Source organism: Paraburkholderia sp. SIMBA_030, from assembly GCF_046535245.1.
Lineage (GTDB): Bacteria > Pseudomonadota > Gammaproteobacteria > Burkholderiales > Burkholderiaceae > Paraburkholderia.
In genome coordinates, this window is record NZ_JAWRXB010000003.1 from 266,452 (window position 1) to 282,852 (window position 16,401).

At 63.3% G+C, this 16,401-nt stretch carries 12 protein-coding genes and 1 tRNA gene; 10 read left to right on the plus strand and 3 right to left on the minus strand.

Annotation, left to right across the window (positions count from 1 at the left end; translation table 11 throughout):
• The first annotated feature begins 191 nt into the window (after positions 1–191).
• Positions 192–794 carry a septal ring lytic transglycosylase RlpA family protein gene (locus SB772_RS06545; RefSeq protein WP_410832461.1) on the plus strand — a complete coding sequence of 201 codons (603 nt, stop codon included), beginning with the start codon at positions 192–194 and terminating at the stop codon, positions 792–794.
• Positions 795–917: 123 nt separating this feature from the next.
• On the opposite strand, the gene rsmI is transcribed toward SB772_RS06545, so the two are convergent.
• Positions 918–1,793, minus strand: a complete 876-nt coding sequence (gene rsmI / locus SB772_RS06550; protein ID WP_410832462.1) for a 16S rRNA (cytidine(1402)-2'-O)-methyltransferase — start codon at positions 1,791–1,793, stop codon at positions 918–920.
• A gap of 280 nt (positions 1,794–2,073) precedes the next feature.
• On the opposite strand from rsmI, the gene SB772_RS06555 reads away from it, so the two are divergent.
• From SB772_RS06555 to SB772_RS06590, 8 genes are all read left to right on the plus strand, one after another.
• Positions 2,074–2,448: a YraN family protein gene (locus SB772_RS06555; RefSeq protein ID WP_410832638.1), complete on the plus strand. Its 375-nt coding sequence runs from the start codon at positions 2,074–2,076 to the stop codon at positions 2,446–2,448.
• Between the two features lie 221 nt (positions 2,449–2,669).
• Complete coding sequence (locus SB772_RS06560; protein ID WP_410832463.1) at positions 2,670–3,257, plus strand: phosphoheptose isomerase; 588 nt, start codon at positions 2,670–2,672, stop codon at positions 3,255–3,257.
• Positions 3,258–3,283: 26 nt separating this feature from the next.
• Entirely contained in the window at positions 3,284–4,075 is a 792-nt protein-coding gene (locus SB772_RS06565) for a BON domain-containing protein (protein WP_410832464.1), read from the plus strand.
• Positions 4,076–4,101: 26 nt separating this feature from the next.
• A complete protein-coding gene (locus SB772_RS06570) occupies positions 4,102–4,422 on the plus strand; it encodes a c-type cytochrome (RefSeq protein ID WP_410832639.1) in 321 nt (106 codons plus the stop codon).
• 86 nt (positions 4,423–4,508) lie between these two features.
• Positions 4,509–4,584, plus strand: a tRNA-Ala gene (locus SB772_RS06575).
• A 315-nt stretch (positions 4,585–4,899) separates the two neighbouring features.
• A complete protein-coding gene (locus SB772_RS06580; protein WP_410832465.1) occupies positions 4,900–5,601 on the plus strand; it encodes an NAD-dependent epimerase/dehydratase family protein in 702 nt (233 codons plus the stop codon).
• 257 nt (positions 5,602–5,858) lie between these two features.
• Entirely contained in the window at positions 5,859–7,427 is a 1,569-nt protein-coding gene (locus tag SB772_RS06585) for a diguanylate cyclase (RefSeq protein ID WP_410832466.1), read from the plus strand.
• 305 nt (positions 7,428–7,732) lie between these two features.
• The gene (locus SB772_RS06590) at positions 7,733–9,040 is read left to right on the plus strand and encodes a solute carrier family 23 protein (RefSeq protein ID WP_410832467.1); all 1,308 of its coding nucleotides are present in this window, start codon (positions 7,733–7,735) and stop codon (positions 9,038–9,040) included.
• Positions 9,041–9,100: 60 nt separating this feature from the next.
• Here the strand turns inward: SB772_RS06590 and SB772_RS06595 are convergent, their stop codons facing one another.
• Positions 9,101–10,744: a Na+/H+ antiporter gene (locus tag SB772_RS06595; RefSeq protein WP_410832468.1), complete on the minus strand. Its 1,644-nt coding sequence runs from the start codon at positions 10,742–10,744 to the stop codon at positions 9,101–9,103.
• Between the two features lie 393 nt (positions 10,745–11,137).
• Here SB772_RS06595 and SB772_RS06600 point away from each other — a divergent pair, with 393 nt between their 5' ends.
• On the plus strand, positions 11,138–12,415 hold the full coding sequence (locus SB772_RS06600) for an EAL domain-containing protein (RefSeq protein WP_410832469.1): 1,278 nt from the start codon (positions 11,138–11,140) through the stop codon (positions 12,413–12,415).
• A 143-nt stretch (positions 12,416–12,558) separates the two neighbouring features.
• Here the strand turns inward: SB772_RS06600 and SB772_RS06605 are convergent, their stop codons facing one another.
• Complete coding sequence (locus tag SB772_RS06605; RefSeq protein WP_410832470.1) at positions 12,559–16,146, minus strand: indolepyruvate ferredoxin oxidoreductase family protein; 3,588 nt, start codon at positions 16,144–16,146, stop codon at positions 12,559–12,561.
• Positions 16,147–16,401: the final 255 nt, after the last annotated feature.

Below are 16,401 nucleotides of genomic sequence, written 5' to 3' on the forward strand. Positions count from 1 at the left end.
TGGTCAGGCTGCCGGGGACAGGTTGCGCCAGACGTGAAAATTAACCGTGCGGTAGCGGCTGTATTAGCCGCATCCGGGCTTCTACGTACTGCGCTCGTCTGCGCGGCGCGTTGTCGTCCGTTGCCGCCGGAGTCGCAGGCAACACGCTCAACTTTCGCGTGATGCGGCTCGACATTGTGATAGCACGTCTTATGAAAACTCGGATAACCCGTGGTCTAGGGAGTCTTTTTGCCTTTTTTGTGCTGGTCGGCTGTGCGACGCCTCCGGGCGCCAGCAACGCCGCCGCAAGCGGCATGCCGCTGAGCAACAAGACTGCGCAGGCGGGCTCGTTTGGGCCGCAAGCCTTCGATGGCGCTCAGGCATCCGATGCAGCCGCCAAAGGCTCATCGCTAGCCGATGCGCAACCGCTGACGGACGATGGTCCCAGCATTTCGAACTATCGTGAAACCGGCCGCGCCTCGTGGTACGGCCGCGGCTTCCATGGCCGCCGTACCGCCAACGGAGAGCGTTACGACATGCATGCGCTGACCGCGGCGCATCGTACGTTGCCGCTTGGCTCATATGTGCGCGTCACCAATCCGGCCACCTCGCGCTCGGTCGTCGTGCGCATCAACGATCGCGGACCGTACGCGCGCGGCCGGGTAATCGACCTGTCGTTGGCCGCCGCGAACGTACTCAACATGCGCCATGCCGGGACGGCGCGGGTCAAGATCGAAGGTCTGACGCAGCAGGAAGCAAGAGTTGCACGTAACGAAATACTGGCGTCGAACTCGGTTTCGACTGCCGAGAAGTAAGTTGACGGCGGCGGGCGCGCTTCAGGCGCGCTTATAACGCCGGTGGTCTGACAAGCGCGCAATGCTGCGTGCTTGTCCTGCAAAGATTCAAGTCAAAGGGCCGCCTCGCGCGGCCCTTTGTTCTTATTCGTCCTTCTTCAGCGCCAACGCGCGCGTGTACAGCGCGTTGCGCGACGCTCCGGTGATGGCTGCCGCGACTTTCGCCGCGCTGCTCACCGTCAACTCTTCCAGCAGGATGCCTAGCAGCGCGTCGTGATCGTGTTCGCCGGCGGCTTCCGGCTGCGCCCCTTCGACTACCAGCACAAATTCACCGCGTTGCCGGTTCGGATCGGCGGCGAGCCACGTTGGCCCTTCGGCCAGGGTGCCGCGATGCAGCGCTTCATGTAACTTCGTCAATTCCCGTGCGATCAGCAGCTTGCGTTCGCCGCCGAGCGCATCGGCCAGTGCCTGCACCGTTTCGACGATCCGGTGCGGCGCTTCGTAGAACACCATCGCGTGCGGATGTGTCGCGAGCGCTTGAAGCGTCGTCGCACGTTGCTTTGCCTTCGGCGGCAGGAAGCCGAGGAACGAGAACGTCGCAACCCAGTCGCCGGCTGCGCTCAACGCGGTCGCGAGCGCGCTTGCGCCGGGCAGTGGAATCACCGGGAAGCCCGCTTCGCGCACCGCGTCGACGAGTTTGGCGCCGGGGTCCGAGATGCCCGGCGTGCCCGCATCTGAAACGTACGCGACGCGTTCACCCGCTTGCAGATGTTCGATCAGGCGGAGCGCCGCTTCTCGCTCGTTGTGCTGATGAACCGCCACAAGCGGTTTCGAGATGCCGTAGCGCGCGAGCAGCTGGCCAGTGTTGCGGGTATCTTCGGCGGCGATGCGGTCCACCAGCCCGAGCACATGCAGCGCGCGCAGCGTGACGTCGGCGATGTTGCCGATCGGCGTCGCCACCACATACAGCGCGGCAGTGGGGTACTGCTGCCCTTGCGCGAGTTCGGAGAGAGGAGTCATGAGGCAGAAGACGCAGACAGACAGAACGAGGCCGCCATTGTGCCACGCAGCGGCGCGCGAGCCGGGTGACTCACGGCCGGACTTGCAGCCGGACTCGAAGCCGGACTTGCAGCCGAACCCGCAGCCGGATTCGCAATCGGATTCGCAATCGGACTCACAGTCGGACTCACAGTCGGACCCACGGCCGGATTCGCAGCCGGACTCGCAGTCGGACCCTCGGCCGGCGCGGCACCGCGCCGATGCAGCGCCGGCAAGCACGCCGGTCAATGCGCACAACTTTTTGGGGCTTGCTAGGTCCAAACTCGTCGGCGCAGCTTTTGAGGCGCGTGCGCTGGAATTTCTGCAGAGGCAGCGTTTGCGTTTTGTTGCGCGCAATGTGTCGTGCCGGGGCGGCGAGATCGATCTCGTGATGCGCGAGCGTGATGGCGCGCTGGTGTTCGTCGAAGTTCGCGCGCGTGCGCACGGTCGCTACGGCGGAGCGGCGGCGAGCATCGGGTGGCATAAGAAGCAGCGCCTCGTGCGCGCTGCGCGGCACTATCTGGCAACCCGCGGCCGGCATTCGCGCGATGAACCCGCGTGCCGTTTCGACGTGATCGCGTTCGAAGCGGGCCGGCTTGTCTGGCTGCGCGATGCGTTTCGCGCCGACGAAGTCTGACGCGATGCGCGGAGATCATGCGTGAGTGCGATAAACTTGCGCTCGCGTGCGGGGCACATGCACAACGCCGGCGGTACAGGAAGCAGCGCGTTTTCCGATGTATTTGCGCGTACCCAGTGCGTTGCCTGCATGGTTCATCGGCACTATCCGCCTTTACAGCCCGACTTCACAACACGACGGCCGCGCACTGCGGCCCACTCGCGGTACAAGATAGAGACTCGATGTCAGTCGAACGCATTCAACAACACTTCCGCGACAGCGCGGCAGTCAAACTCGAAGCCCTCGAAACCCTGTCGATGCCGATCGCTGCAGCGGTCGACACGATGTTCACCGCGCTTGCCAACGGCAGTCGCATTCTTGCGTGCGGCAACGGCGGCTCGGCGGCCGATGCACAACACTTCGCGGCCGAACTGATCGGCCGCTTCGAACGCGAGCGTCCGGGCTTGCCGGCGATCGCGCTGACCACGGACACGTCCGTGCTGACCGCGATCGCCAACGACTATTCATTCGAGCAGATTTTCTCGAAGCAGGTATGGGCGCTCGGTCAGCCGGGCGACGTGCTGTTGGCGATCACCACGTCCGGCAATTCGGCCAATGTGCTGGCCGCGATCGAAGCCGCGCACGAGCGCGAAATGATCGTGATCGCGCTGACCGGCAAGGGCGGCGGGCGCATGCAGGAAGTATTGAGCGATACCGACATTCACGTGTGCGTGCCGTCCGATCGCACCGCGCGCATCCAGGAAGTGCATTTGCTGACCATCCATTGTCTGTGCGACGGCATCGATGCCATGTTGCTGGGCGAAGACTGAGACTGATTTCGAAGGGGAGCTAGTTGATGAGCGTATTCCGCGTCAAGAAAACACTGGTGAGAACCGTGCTGGTGGTCGGGTTTGCGGCAGGACTGTCGGCGACGTTGCAGGGATGCTTCCTCGCCGTTGCCGGCGCGGCGGGCGGCGGCGCGCTGTTGGCCACCGACCGGCGCACGCTCGGCGCGCAGACCGAGGATCGCGAGTTGCAGGTGAAGGCGCTGGCGCAAATCAGCCAGAATTTGCCGGACTCGGCGCATGTGAACGTGACAGTGTTCAACCGGCGCGTGCTGCTGACCGGTGAAGTGGCGGGCGAGGTGTCGAAGCAGCGGGCCGAGACGATCGTGCGTGGCTTGAACAACGTGAACACCATCGTCAACGAACTCGTGATTGCACCGGCCAGTTCGTTCTCGTCGCGCACCAACGACACCTACCTTGAAACGCGCGTGAAGACCGCACTGATCGCCGAGAAGAATATTTCGGCGAACGACTTCAAAGTGGTGGCCGAGCGTGGCTCGTTGTATCTGATGGGGCTCGTCACGATGGACGAGGGCAATCGCGGCGCGGACGTGGCGAGCCGCGTGCCGGGCGTGACGCGGGTCGTGAAGGTGTTCCAGTACATCCAGCCGCAGGAAGCGGCGGCGGCTACCGCGGCTGCGGCGACTGCGCCGGTGACTGCATCGCAACCGGACGCCAGCGTCCCGACCATCGGCGCGATTCCCGATTCGTCGGTGAGTGCGCGACCGCTCGAACAGCAGGCGCCGGCCCCGGTCAGCAATTCGAACTCGGTGCATCCGGGTAATCCGAAGGCGACGCCATGACGTGGGGTGCTTCTTTCGTCAGCGCGATGTTGACGGCGAGTGCTTTGGGTTGTGCTTTTGCATCGACGGCGCAGGCGGCCGATGCGCCGCGCGGTCAGATGGTTGCCAATGCGAATGCATGTATGGGATGTCACGCGGTGGAGCGCAAGCTGGTCGGGCCGTCGTTCCGGCAGATCGCCGCGAAGTACAAGGGCGATACGCAAGCGCCGGCAAAACTGTCGCGCAAGGTGAAGGACGGTGGGGCGGGCGTGTGGGGCATGATTCCGATGCCGGCACATCAGTCGATGAGCGATGCGGACATTCGCACGGTGGTCGATTGGGTGCTCGCCGGAGCGCCTTCGAAGTGAGGTTTTGCCAGGTTTTGCCGCGCGTTTTGCCACGCCGCAGCGCTTGGCAAAACGGAAAATGCTTGTGCTAGAATTATTCGTACGTTGGGGGGGTAGCTCAGCTGGGAGAGCGTCGCGTTCGCAATGCGAAGGTCGGGAGTTCGATCCTCCTCCTCTCCACCAATAAGATCTTTGTTTTTTACGTGAGAACCGGCTACGCGCCGGTTTTTGCGTTTACAGGCTTGTTTTTTTGCCTTTGGCAGCTTGCGACCCACTCGGCCGCCGACGGCGCGCCGCCGACGCTGTTCGCCGCTACTGCGCCCGAGGCCAAACCCGGTGGCTATTACGGACCGAACGGTCTGTTCGAGATAAAGGGACGCCGGCCGACGCACAGATCGCGAGGCATGCGCAAGACAAAGCGGTTGCCGCACGATTGTGGGCGGTATCCGAAACATTGACCCACGCGCGCTGGCCGGGCGCCACCATGGAGAGTGCATCATGAAGGTTCTGATATTCGGCGCGACGGGCATGGTGGGCCAAGGCGTGCTGCGCGAATGCCTGCGCGCGCCCGACGTCGAAGCGATCCTGACGGTTGGCCGCACCCGCGCGGACCAGCTCGATCCGCGCCTGCAGGAACTGATTCAGCCGGACCTGATGGACTATCGCGCGGTCGAAGCGTCGCTGACGGGCTTCGAAGCATGCTTTTTCTGCCTGGGCGTGTCGTCGGCCGGCATGCAGGAGGCGGACTATGCGCGCCTCACCTACGACCTGACGCTGGCGGCCGCGCAAACGCTCGCCCGTCTCAATCCGCAGATGACCTTCGTCTACGTGTCCGGCGCGGGCACCGACAGTACCGAGCGCGGTCGCAGCATGTGGGCGCGCGTCAAGGGCAAGACCGAGAATGCGTTGCAGCGCTTGCCGTTCAAGGCCGTCTATCTGTTCCGTCCCGGCGTGATTCAGCCGCTTAACGGCGCGCGTTCGAAGACCCGTTCCTACCGGCTGTTCTATGCAGTCGCCAAACCGTTCCTGTCGACGCTGCGCGCGCTGTTGCCCAACCAGATCCTGAGCACGGAAGACGTCGGCCAGGCGATGCTGGCGGTCGCGCGCCACGGCGCCGGCAAAGCGGTGCTCGAGGTGGCCGATATCCGCTCGCTGAGTCGCGGGGCATCCAAACCCACACTCGATCTGCATACCGGCTGACGGTGCGCGCAGCAAGGGTGAGAAAGCGGCGCCCTCGCACCACTTCCCGTATCCATAACAAAACACCGCCGCGGTGACGCTCCCTCTGTTTGGGCCCGGCCGTCATCCAACGCGTGCATCATCCGCGAAAACCTCCGTCTTTTCGATCATTCGATGTGCCGCAGCGTCTGGTAGGCTACCGTTTGCACGGGACGCGCCTCCAGACGCGGCCAACTTCCTTACGCGCGTGGGTCAGCGCATGCCAGAACGAAGAAACAATGGTGACGCGTCGACCGAACATCATGATTGCAATCAGTATCGTGCTGGCCAGCGCGATACTCGCGATCGCGGTATGGGTGCTGGCGCAGATGCGCGATGACGCGTTGCGGCGCGCCCAGGATTCGGTCTTCAACGTCTCGCTGCTGGTCGAGCGAGACGTGTCGCGCAATCTGGAAATCTACGATTTGTCGCTGCGCGCGGTACTCGCGGGCCTGAAACAGCCCGGTGTCCTGAGCCTGCCGCCCGAGATCCGCCAGATGGTACTGTTCGACGGTTCGGCCACTGCGAAAGACATCGGCTCGATCCTGGTCACCAACGAAGCGGGCGACATCGTATACGACTCGCAAGCGAGTCCGCCGCGCCGCATAAACCTCGCGGCCCGCGATTACTTCAAGGTTCAGCGCGACTCGTCCAACGTCGGCCTGTACGTCAGCCATCCGTTCATCCCCAAGGTGACCGGCAAAACCGTCAGCATCGCGTTGAGCCGGCGCATCTCGCGGCCGGACGGCAGCTTTGGCGGTGTGGTGGTCGGCACGATGCGCCTCACTTACTTCAGGCGTCTGTTCGCCGGCATGAATCTCGGCGCGGGCGGCTCGATGGCGTTGATGCTGAACGACGGCACGATGCTGATGCGGCGTCCGTACGATCCGCAAATCATCGGCCGCAACCTCACCGGCACCGCGAACTACACCCGCTTCACCCAGCAGCCGAGCGGGGAATTCTTCGGTACGGCGGCGATCGACGGGGTCGAGCGCTGGTATGCGTTCCGCCATATCGACGTCTATCCGCTGATTCTCGACGTCGCGTTGTCCACGCAAGATATCTACGTGGAATGGCGGCGTCGCGCGTGGATCATCGGTACGCTGATCGCCGCGCTCGATCTGACGATCATCGCGCTTGCCGTGCTGTTCTCGCAGCAACTGCGGCGGCGCCTCGCGGCCGAAGCGGAGTTAAGCGTGCTGGCGCGCACCGACGGGCTGACCGGCCTGAACAATCGCCGCACGTTCGAGGAACATGCGGAAGAGGAGTGGCGTCGCGCGCAGCGCAACAAGTGGCCGCTGTCGGCGCTGCTGATCGACGTGGACAGTTTCAAAGGCTTCAACGATCTCTACGGCCATTCGGCGGGCGACGATGCGTTGATCGGAGTGGCGCGCTGCATCGCGCAGAACGTGCGGCGCCCGGGTGACACGGCAGCCCGCTACGGCGGCGAAGAGTTCTCGGTGCTGCTGCCCGATACTGACGAACTCGGCGCGGCGGACATCGCCGAGCAGATTCGTGCCGCCGTGCAGGCGCTCCAGAAACGGCACGTAGCCAGCTCGCACCATGTGCTGACCGTCAGCATCGGCATTGCCTGCACCAAAGACCAGGCATTCGCGACGAGTCGCGCGCTGATGGACGCCGCTGACGAAGCGCTCTACGAAGCCAAGGACGCGGGTCGGAATCGCGTGATGTGCTATCCGGTGGCGGCACGCGCGGCGATCACACGCTCCGACTGGCCGCCAACGCCTTCGTCACGCTTGCCTGGCGCCGAACCACAGTCCGGGCCCGTCGGCGACAAAAACGGCTAGACAAAAAAAGCCGCTCACACCGGGGAGCGTGAGCGGCAAAAGTCGGAGAGTTACAACAACATCGCATGCGCTTACTCATGGGGGTGAACGCAGCAAGAGAAAGGTTAAGAGTCCGGCTGCTGCGGGTATATCAGACAACTCCCAATCCCCATACACCGCGTTCACTGCATCTTTCAGCACGGGAGTTGCCGTGCTTTTCGCCGCGCTTGTCAGGGCTATTGGCACTCCGTACACTCGCGCGTAATTCACGGACGGTGCCGTTTTCCGGCGCCGTCCACCAACGCCGACAGAGGAGAACCCCCGCCATGGCCGATTCCTACTTCCCCCGCTGGCGCACCCAGCCGAACGCCGCCGAAGGCCGGATCGTCGGCACCGACGAGCGGCTCGCGTGGCCGCAGATGTTCGCGATGGGCGTTCAGCACGTTGTCGCGATGTTCGGCTCGACCGTGCTCGCGCCGCTGCTGATGGGCTTCGATCCGAATCTGTGCATCTTCATGTCGGGGATCGGCACGTTGCTGTTCTTCGTGCTGGTAGGTGGCCGCGTGCCGAGCTATCTCGGCTCGAGTTTCTCGTTCATCGGACTGGTGATCGCGGTGACGGGGTACGGCGGACACGGGCCCAATATGAACATACCGGTTGCGCTGGGCGGGATCGTCGCGTGCGGGGTGGTGTACGCGGTTATCGGGCTGATCGTGTCGGCGGTGGGCACCCGATGGATTGAAACGCTGATGCCGCCGGTCGTGACGGGGGCGATCGTCTGCGTGATCGGGTTGAATCTTGCGCCGATCGCGGTGCGTGGCGTGAGCGGCAGCAACTTCGATTCGTGGATGGCGCTGGTTACCGTGCTTTGTGTCGGCGCGGTGGCGGTGTTTGCGCGCGGCATGTTGCAGCGCCTGTTGATTCTGGTTGGTCTGCTGATGGCGTACGTGATTTACGCGATCGTGACGAATGGGCTCGGCATGAGTAAGCCGATTGGCTTCTCGATTGTCGCGAATGCTGCGTGGTTCGGCATGCCGCATTTCACCGCGCCTGTTTTCAACGTGCAGGCGATGATGTTGCTCGCGCCGATCGCCGTGATTCTCGTTGCCGAGAATCTTGGGCATATCAAGGCGGTGAGTGCGATGACCGGTCAGAACCTCGACCGATATGTGGGGCGTGCTTTTCTCGGCGACGGACTCGCGACGGTTGTTTCCGGGTTCGCCGGTGGTACGGGGGTGACGACTTATGCCGAGAACATCGGCGTGATGGCCGTGACCAAGATTTATTCGACGCTGGTGTTTGTTATCGCTGCGCTCATTGCTTTGGTTCTGGGCTTTTCGCCGAAGTTCGGGGCAGTGATTCAGACCATTCCCGGGCCGGTGCTGGGTGGGGTGTCGATCGTTGTGTTTGGGTTGATCGCCGTTACCGGCGCCAGGATTTGGGTCGTTAATAAAGTTGATTTTTCCGACAATCGGAATCTGATTGTTGCGGCGGTGACGCTGGTGCTTGGGGCAGGGGATTTTTCGCTGAAGCTTGGCGGGTTCGGGCTCGGCGGTATCGGCACCGCTACCTTTGGTGCCATCATTTTGTATGCTCTGCTTCGGCGCAAGCCTGTTCAGGAGCCTTCGGTTTAAGGGTTTTTGCCTTTGGCGGCGGCGTTGGTTGTGGTGCCATTGGGGGCAGGAAAAAATCACTTACCTACCTCGACTGGTAAGCGCCGTCTCCGACAAATCCACTTCCTTCATCAACTTATTCAAAGTCTCATCATTGATCTTCTGCGTATTGCGCAGTGCCAACAACGCCGACCTCTCAGCTCTCATCGCCGCCAGCTTCATCCGAAATTCCAGTGCATCGGCCCGCCGCGCCAATTCGCGCGGCTCCTGCTCATCGCCAAGCGTGGCGAGCCTTCGCCGATACAAATCCATCACCCTGGCGGTGACATCCGCCGCATACGCCGAGGCCGATTCATCAAGATCCGCACACACGGCGTCATGCAATTCATCCACCGCGCGGATCGCGGCCTGCGCCGCAAGCGTTCGCGCCAGCGTCTCCTCCGCGGCATGCGGATCCTTCCCCCTCCGCCAGCCTCGCAGCAACCACGGCAATGCCACCACCGCCACCAGCAGCGACGTCAGAATCACCCCCGACGCGATGAAAATCGCCAGGTCCCGTCCCGGCAAAGGTGTGCCTCCGGGCAACACTTCCGGTAACGACAACACGCCCGCCAGCGTCACCGCGCCGCGCACGCCCGCCACTGTCGTCACGGCCACCGTGCGGAGTCCAGGCACCGCATTCGTCACACCGTGCTTCGCCGCGCCGCGGCTCGCGAACCAGCGCAGCAGCCATACCCAGACGAAACGCATCGCATAGAGCGCCACGGTCACCGCAGCGATGTAGCCGATCAGCAGCCACACTTGCGTGTTGCTGGTCTCGTGCGCGTCGAGCAACGCCCGGCCAAGAATGTGCGGAAACTGCAGCCCCAACAGAATGAACACCATGCCGTTAAAGACGAACTCGATCATCGTCCAGGTACTGTTGGCGCGCACACGCGACGCCACCGGTCCAGCGTGAGCAATGTTCGTGTAATTCATCATCATGCCGGCGGCGACCGCGGCCAGAATGCCCGACAATTCGAAGCGCTCGGCGATCAGATACGCGGCGAACGGAATCAGCAGCGTCATCACAACGCCGGGCGCCGGGTCGCCTTCTTCGGCGACGCTCAGAAAGCGCGCCGACACAATGCTGAACAACCAGCTCACCGCCGCGCCGGTCGCGAGACCGCCCACCGCGATGATCACGAAGCTGATCGACGCGTCGCGCAGCGAAAATACGCCGGTCAACGCCGCAGCAATCGCAAACTTCAACGCAACAAGGCCCGACGCGTCGTTCATCAACGCTTCGCCTTCGAGGATGTGCATCAGCCGCCCCGGAATCCTGCCTTTGCCGACGATGCCGGTGAGCGCCACCGCGTCAGTCGGCGAGAGCACGGCGGCAAGCGCGAACGCGACCGGCAACGAGATCGAGGGCGCCAGCGCATGCACGAAATAGCCGACCACCAGCACGGTCATGAACACCAGCCCGAGCGCGAGCATCAGGATGGAGCGGCGCGCCATGAAAAACTCGCGCTTGGGGATGCGCCATCCGTCTGCGAACAGCAGCGGCGGAATGAACAGCATCATGAAAATTTCCGGATCGAAGGTGACGTGCAGTCCGAGCCTCGGCCACGCCAGTAGCGCACCGATCGCGATCTGTACGAGCGGCAACGGCAACGCCCGGGTGACGATGCCGGAAGCGGCGACAGCAAGCAAAAGAATCAATACGGTAAAGACAATTTCCATCGATCTATTTCTGGAGATAAAACCGTGGTTCCTCTGTCGTCGTCGACGCCGCCGCCACGTTTCGGTCAGGAGGAGCAAGGGAGGTAACAGGAAAATGTAAGGCCAAAGTTTAGCCCGACCACGCTTGCCGCCATCGTCAGACAGACAAAGCGCGCGTCCTCCCGCCGCAAGCACCTATGAAGGGCGATGCACCGCAACGGTGCGCACCGCGCCCACGCCCGACGCATGAGCCCTTCTGCCGGTGCAATCTTTCATGCAAATTTCGTTCGAATGTGCGCCAGCGTGCGCATGGAGCTTGCTTAACCAATATCGATGACGCACATTTTAAGAAACGGCGCCGCGGTTGTTCGCTTCCGCGTTCGGACCGGCCCGGCTCTCGCGTGAGAGGATTGCATGACGATTGCGCAACACGAAAGAACGGCCGCCGCGCCGCATGGCTTCGAGGTCGAAGTGACCTCGGGGCTCGAACGCTTCTCCGTGCAGCACGGCGAACTGACGTTGACCAGCGTGTTTCAACCGATTTTCAGCCTGTCGCATATGCGGGCGGTCGGTTATGAGGGCTTGCTGCGCGCGCACGACGCGCTGGACCGGCCCGTGTCGCCGCTCGACGTATTTGGCGAGGCGGCGCGCTTGGGCGACATACTTCAATTGGACCGGCTGGCGCAGACGCTGCATCTGGAGAATTTCAAGGTGTTCGGCGCCGAGCGGGAGTGGCTTTTCCTGAACGTCCATCCCAGCGCGCTCACCGATCCGTATCATGCCGCCGCGTTGCTGGCCAATCTGCGCCGGCTCGATTTGCCGCCGCGGCGCATCGTGCTCGAAGTACTCGAACAGCGCGCCGAAGACCTTGAGCGTCTTGCCGACGCGGTGCGCCAGTTCCGTGAGCGCGGCTTTCTGATCGCGCTCGACGATTTCGGCGCGGGCCATTCGAATGTCGAGCGGATCTGGCAGCTGAATCCCGATATCGTGAAGCTCGACCGCATCATGCTGTCGCATGCCGCGCACCGTCCAGATATGGCGACGATTCTGCCGGGGCTGGTCGCGCTGTTGCACGAGGCGGGCAAGCTGGTGCTGATCGAAGGCGTCGAAACCGAACACGAAGCGCAGATGGCGCTCGCCTGCGACGCCGACTTCGTGCAGGGTTTTTTCTTCGGCCGTCCGAATCCGGGCACAGCCGACGCGCCGCATGCGGCGGCATGTATCGGCGAACTCACCGATCGCTATCGCGATCAGACCGAGGCGCGCGAACGCCGCAACACGAGCCGGCTCGCGCCGTATTTGCGCGCGTTCGAGCGTGCCGCGGAACGGCTGGCCGCCGGCGAGCCGCTCGAGGAAGTGTGCTGGAATTTCCTCGCACTCGACCATGCCGCGCGCTGTTTTTTGCTCGACGCGAAAGGCAGGCAGGCGGGCCGCAACGTCGTGCTGCGCGCCGATCGCGCGGCGCACGAAACCCGCTTCCTGCCGCTCGCCGACGCGCAAGGGGCGAACTGGCTGCGTCGTCCGTATTTCCGTGCGGCGATCAATGCGCCGGAGCGCGTGCATGTGACGCGTCCGTATCTGTCGATCAACGAGGCGTTGCCGTGCGTGACGCTGTCGGTGGCGACGCGTGTCGGCGAGCAGACTTGCGTGCTGTGCGGCGATATTGACTGGGTCGACGAAGAGCGGTTCTGAGATCATGTCGTTTTTGACGACACTCAGCCGCGCCCATGTCCGTTTTACTTGAAGTCATCGCCACGACCGTCGCGGACCATCGGGCAAAAAAAATGCCGCTTCGAGATTGACCCCGAAGCGGCATTTTTCATTCACCTGCGAAATTACTTCGCCACGACCACCGCAATGCCGCGCAACTGCCCGGCGCCCTTCACCTCGTCCAGCGACTTCTTCACCGACGCGCCCGTCGCCGCTTCGATCTGCAAGCTCGCAGCCAGATCGCGCTCGCCACGCTTCACGCCGGCCAGATTCGCCAGCTTTACGTGACCGTAACCGCGCACGCGAGCATGCAGGTCGGCGAGCTTGGCGACGTCTTCGGCATTGTTTGCATTGAGCTTCGCGAAAGCGCGTTGCAGCGTCGTTTCGTAGTCTTCGGCGAGTTCGCGCTCCATCTTGCGCTCGAGCGTGCGGCCGAACGGATCGAGCATCGTGCCACGCAGACCGCGCCATTTCGCCAGCATGCCGAGCACCGGCCACACCCATTGACCGAAAGTCTTCTTGGCCGGATTGACGCCGGGTTTCGGGCGCGCGAGCGTCGGCGGCGCGAGGTTGAACTTGATGCCGAAGTCCTTGCCGGCAACCCCTTCGAATTGAGCCTCGAGCGCTTCGCGGAACGCGCTGTCCGTATGCAGACGTGCCACTTCGTATTCGTCCTTCACCGCCAGCAGGCGATAGAACGTCGTCGCCACAGCGCGGGTGATGCGCTCGCTGTTCGCATCCACCGTCCCTTCAGCGCGCCGCGCCGCATCGACCAGCGCACGGTAACGCTTCACATAGCTTGCGCCACCGTACGTTTGAAGACGGGCTTCGCGATGCGCGATCAGTTCGTCGAGCGTATCGACGCGCACCGCCTGCTTCGCCAGATGCCGCGCTTGCCACAGCGATTCGAGCGCAGCCGGATCTTCGGCAGCCAGACGGCCGATCGAAAACGCCAGCTGGTTCATCTGCACCGCGACGTTGTTCAACTCGATCGCGCGCATCATCGCGGCGAACGATACCGGCACCAAACCGAGTTGCCAGGCATAACCGAGCATCAGAATGTTCGCGCCGATGGTGTCGCCGAGAAAGCGCGTGGCGAGCGCCTGCGCATCGCAAGTGGACATGCGTTCCGGGCCCGCCGCGTGACGCATCTTGTCGAGCAGGGCGTCCGCGTGCAGCGTCGCGTCCGGGTTCTGCACAAAGGTCGCGTTCGGAATGGCGTGCGTGTTGACGACGATGCGCGTGCGGCCATGACGCACCGTTTGCAGCGCATCGGCGCTCGCGCCCACCACCATATCGCAGGCGAGCAGCACATCGGCCTGTTGCGTGTCGATGCGGACCTGGTTGAGCCACGCGTCGCGCGCGGCGAAGCGCACGAACGACAACACCGAGCCGCCCTTTTGCGCGAAGCCCATGAAGTCGAGCACCGATGCGCTCTTGCCTTCCAGATGCGCGGCCATGCTGATCAATGCGCCGACCGTCACGACGCCGGTGCCGCCGACACCGGTCACGAGGATGTCGTAAGGCGCGGCGTCGAGATGCGTTGCGGGAATCGGCAGCGCATCGACACGTGCGGCAAGCGCTTGCGGATCGAACGCGGCGCCCGCGGTTTTCTTGAGCTTGCCGCCTTCGACGGTGACGAAGCTCGGGCAGAAACCGTTCACGCATGAATAGTCTTTATTGCACGACGATTGATCGATGCGACGCTTGCGGCCCAATACGGTCTCCACCGGCTCGACCGACAGGCAATTCGACTGCACGCCGCAATCGCCGCAGCCTTCGCAGACTTCCTCGTTGATGAACAGGCGCTTGTCCGGATCGGGAAACTCGCCTTTTTTCCGGCGACGCCGTTTTTCCGCTGCACAGGTCTGGTCGTAGATCAACACGGTGACGCCGTCGGTGTCGCGCAGCGCGCGCTGCACGGTGTCCATTTCGCTGCGATGGTGGAACGTCGTGCCCTTCGGAAACAGATCGTGATGGCCGTCGTATTTCTCGGGTTCGTCGCTGACCACGACGAAGCGCGACACGCCTTCGGCTTCCACCTGGCGCGCGATCTGCGGCACCGAGATGCTGCCGTCGACGGGCTGGCCGCCCGTCATCGCGACCGCGTCGTTATAGAGAATCTTGTACGTAATGGTGGCTTTCGCGGCCACCGCCTGGCGGATCGCGAGAATGCCGGAGTGAAAGTAGGTGCCGTCGCCGAGATTCTGGAACACGTGGCGCGTTTTCGTGAACATCGAATGCGAGGCCCAGTCGACGCCTTCTCCGCCCATCTGGATTAGCCCGGTGGTGTCGCGCTCCATCCAGGACGCCATGAAGTGACAGCCGATCCCCGCTTGCGCGATCGAACCTTCGGGCACCTTGGTCGAGGTGTTGTGCGGACAGCCCGAACAGAAATACGGCGTGCGCTTCACGCTATCCGCGGCGTTCGAGAGGATTTGCGGCGCCACCAGATCGACCACGCGGTCGCGGCGATCCAGCGCCGGCTTGTGCTTCGCGAGCCAGTTGGCGAACACCGGCAGAATGCGCGACGGCCGCAATTCACCGAGCGACGACAGCAGCAGGGTGCCGTCTTCAGCGTTTTTGCCGATCACGATCGGACGTGTGCCTTGCGTGCGGTTGTACAGATAGTCTTTGATCTGCTGCTCGATGACCGGGCCTTTCTCCTCGATCACCAGCACTTCGGACAGGCCTGAGACGAATGCGTCGATGCGCGTCATTTCCAGAGGAAACGACAAACCGACCTTGTAGATCCGCACGCCGGCCGCTTTCAGATCGGCGACCGTCAAGTCGAGCCGGCGCAGCGTTTCCATCAGATCCAGATGGGCCTTGCCGCAAGTCACGATACCGACGTTCGCGTGCGGGCTCGGCGCGATCCATTTGTCGATGCTGTTCACGCGCGCGAAATGGCGCACCGCGTCGAGCTTCGCGTGCATCCGCGATTCGATCGTCAGGCTCGGCAGATCGGGCCAGCGGTTGTGCAGGCCGCCGGCGGGTGCTTCGAAATCCTGTGGAATCGTCCATTCGGTCCGCAGCGCGTCGAGGTCGACAGTCGAACCGGATTCGACCGTTTCGGAGATCGCCTTGTAGCCGACCCACGCGCCCGAGAAGCGCGACAGCGCCCAGCCGTACAGGCCGAATTCGAGCATATCGGCGATGTTCGACGGATTCACGATCGGCATGTGCCAGGCCATCATCGCGAAGTCGCTCTGATGCGGCATCGACGACGACACGCAACCGTGGTCGTCGCCCGCCACCACCAGCACGCCGCCGTGCGGCGACGAGCCGTACGCGTTGCCGTGCTTCAGCGCATCGCCCGCGCGATCCACGCCCGGGCCCTTGCCGTACCACATCGCGAACACGCCTTCGACAGTGCGCTCCGGGTCCGCCTCCACGCGCTGCGTGCCGAGCACCGCGGTGCCGCCGAGTTCTTCGTTGATCGCGGGCAGAAAGCGGATATCGCTCGCCGTGAGCAGTTTGCTCGCCTTCCACAACTGCTGGTCGACCATGCCGAGCGGCGAACCGCGATAGCCGCTGATGAAGCCGGCGGTGTTCATGCCGCGCGCCTTGTCGGCCGCGCGCTGCATCAACGCGAGGCGCACCAGCGCCTGTGTGCCGGTGAGGAAGATGCGGCCGCGCGTCGCGGTAAGGTTATCGGACAGCTTGTAGTCGGCGAGAGCGGGCGTGCCGTCGACGGGCAGGCGAGCGGTCATAGGTGAGTCTCCATGCAAGATGGTTGCTGTTTTGCATCGGCGCGCGTGGTGGGGACCACAAAGATAACGCAGCGAAAGAGACTCTATTTTTTAGCGCCGATTAGAGTGGATTTTTGCTAGTTTGATCGGCGAATAGCGAATAGGCGCGAAGGCTCGCGCGATTTAACGAGGTTTTGAGATGGATTTGCCGCGCACCGGGCGGATTCGGGTATGCCCTGGTGTCGTCGAACGCGGCGGCAAGGCGCCCCTATACGA

What these genes read in the sequence shown, in the direction of transcription:
- SB772_RS06545 (WP_410832461.1), top strand. Translation starts at nt 192, where the DNA reads ATGAAAACTCGGATAACCCGTGGTCTAGGGAGTCTTTTTGCCTTTTTT.
- rsmI (WP_410832462.1), bottom strand. Translation starts at nt 1,793, where the DNA reads ATGACTCCTCTCTCCGAACTCGCGCAAGGGCAGCAGTACCCCACTGCC.
- SB772_RS06560 (WP_410832463.1), top strand. Translation starts at nt 2,670, where the DNA reads ATGTCAGTCGAACGCATTCAACAACACTTCCGCGACAGCGCGGCAGTC.
- SB772_RS06565 (WP_410832464.1), top strand. Translation starts at nt 3,284, where the DNA reads ATGAGCGTATTCCGCGTCAAGAAAACACTGGTGAGAACCGTGCTGGTG.
- SB772_RS06570 (WP_410832639.1), top strand. Translation starts at nt 4,102, where the DNA reads ATGTTGACGGCGAGTGCTTTGGGTTGTGCTTTTGCATCGACGGCGCAG.
- SB772_RS06580 (WP_410832465.1), top strand. Translation starts at nt 4,900, where the DNA reads ATGAAGGTTCTGATATTCGGCGCGACGGGCATGGTGGGCCAAGGCGTG.
- SB772_RS06585 (WP_410832466.1), top strand. Translation starts at nt 5,859, where the DNA reads ATGGTGACGCGTCGACCGAACATCATGATTGCAATCAGTATCGTGCTG.
- SB772_RS06590 (WP_410832467.1), top strand. Translation starts at nt 7,733, where the DNA reads ATGGCCGATTCCTACTTCCCCCGCTGGCGCACCCAGCCGAACGCCGCC.
- SB772_RS06595 (WP_410832468.1), bottom strand. Translation starts at nt 10,744, where the DNA reads ATGGAAATTGTCTTTACCGTATTGATTCTTTTGCTTGCTGTCGCCGCT.
- SB772_RS06600 (WP_410832469.1), top strand. Translation starts at nt 11,138, where the DNA reads ATGACGATTGCGCAACACGAAAGAACGGCCGCCGCGCCGCATGGCTTC.
- SB772_RS06605 (WP_410832470.1), bottom strand. Translation starts at nt 16,146, where the DNA reads ATGACCGCTCGCCTGCCCGTCGACGGCACGCCCGCTCTCGCCGACTAC.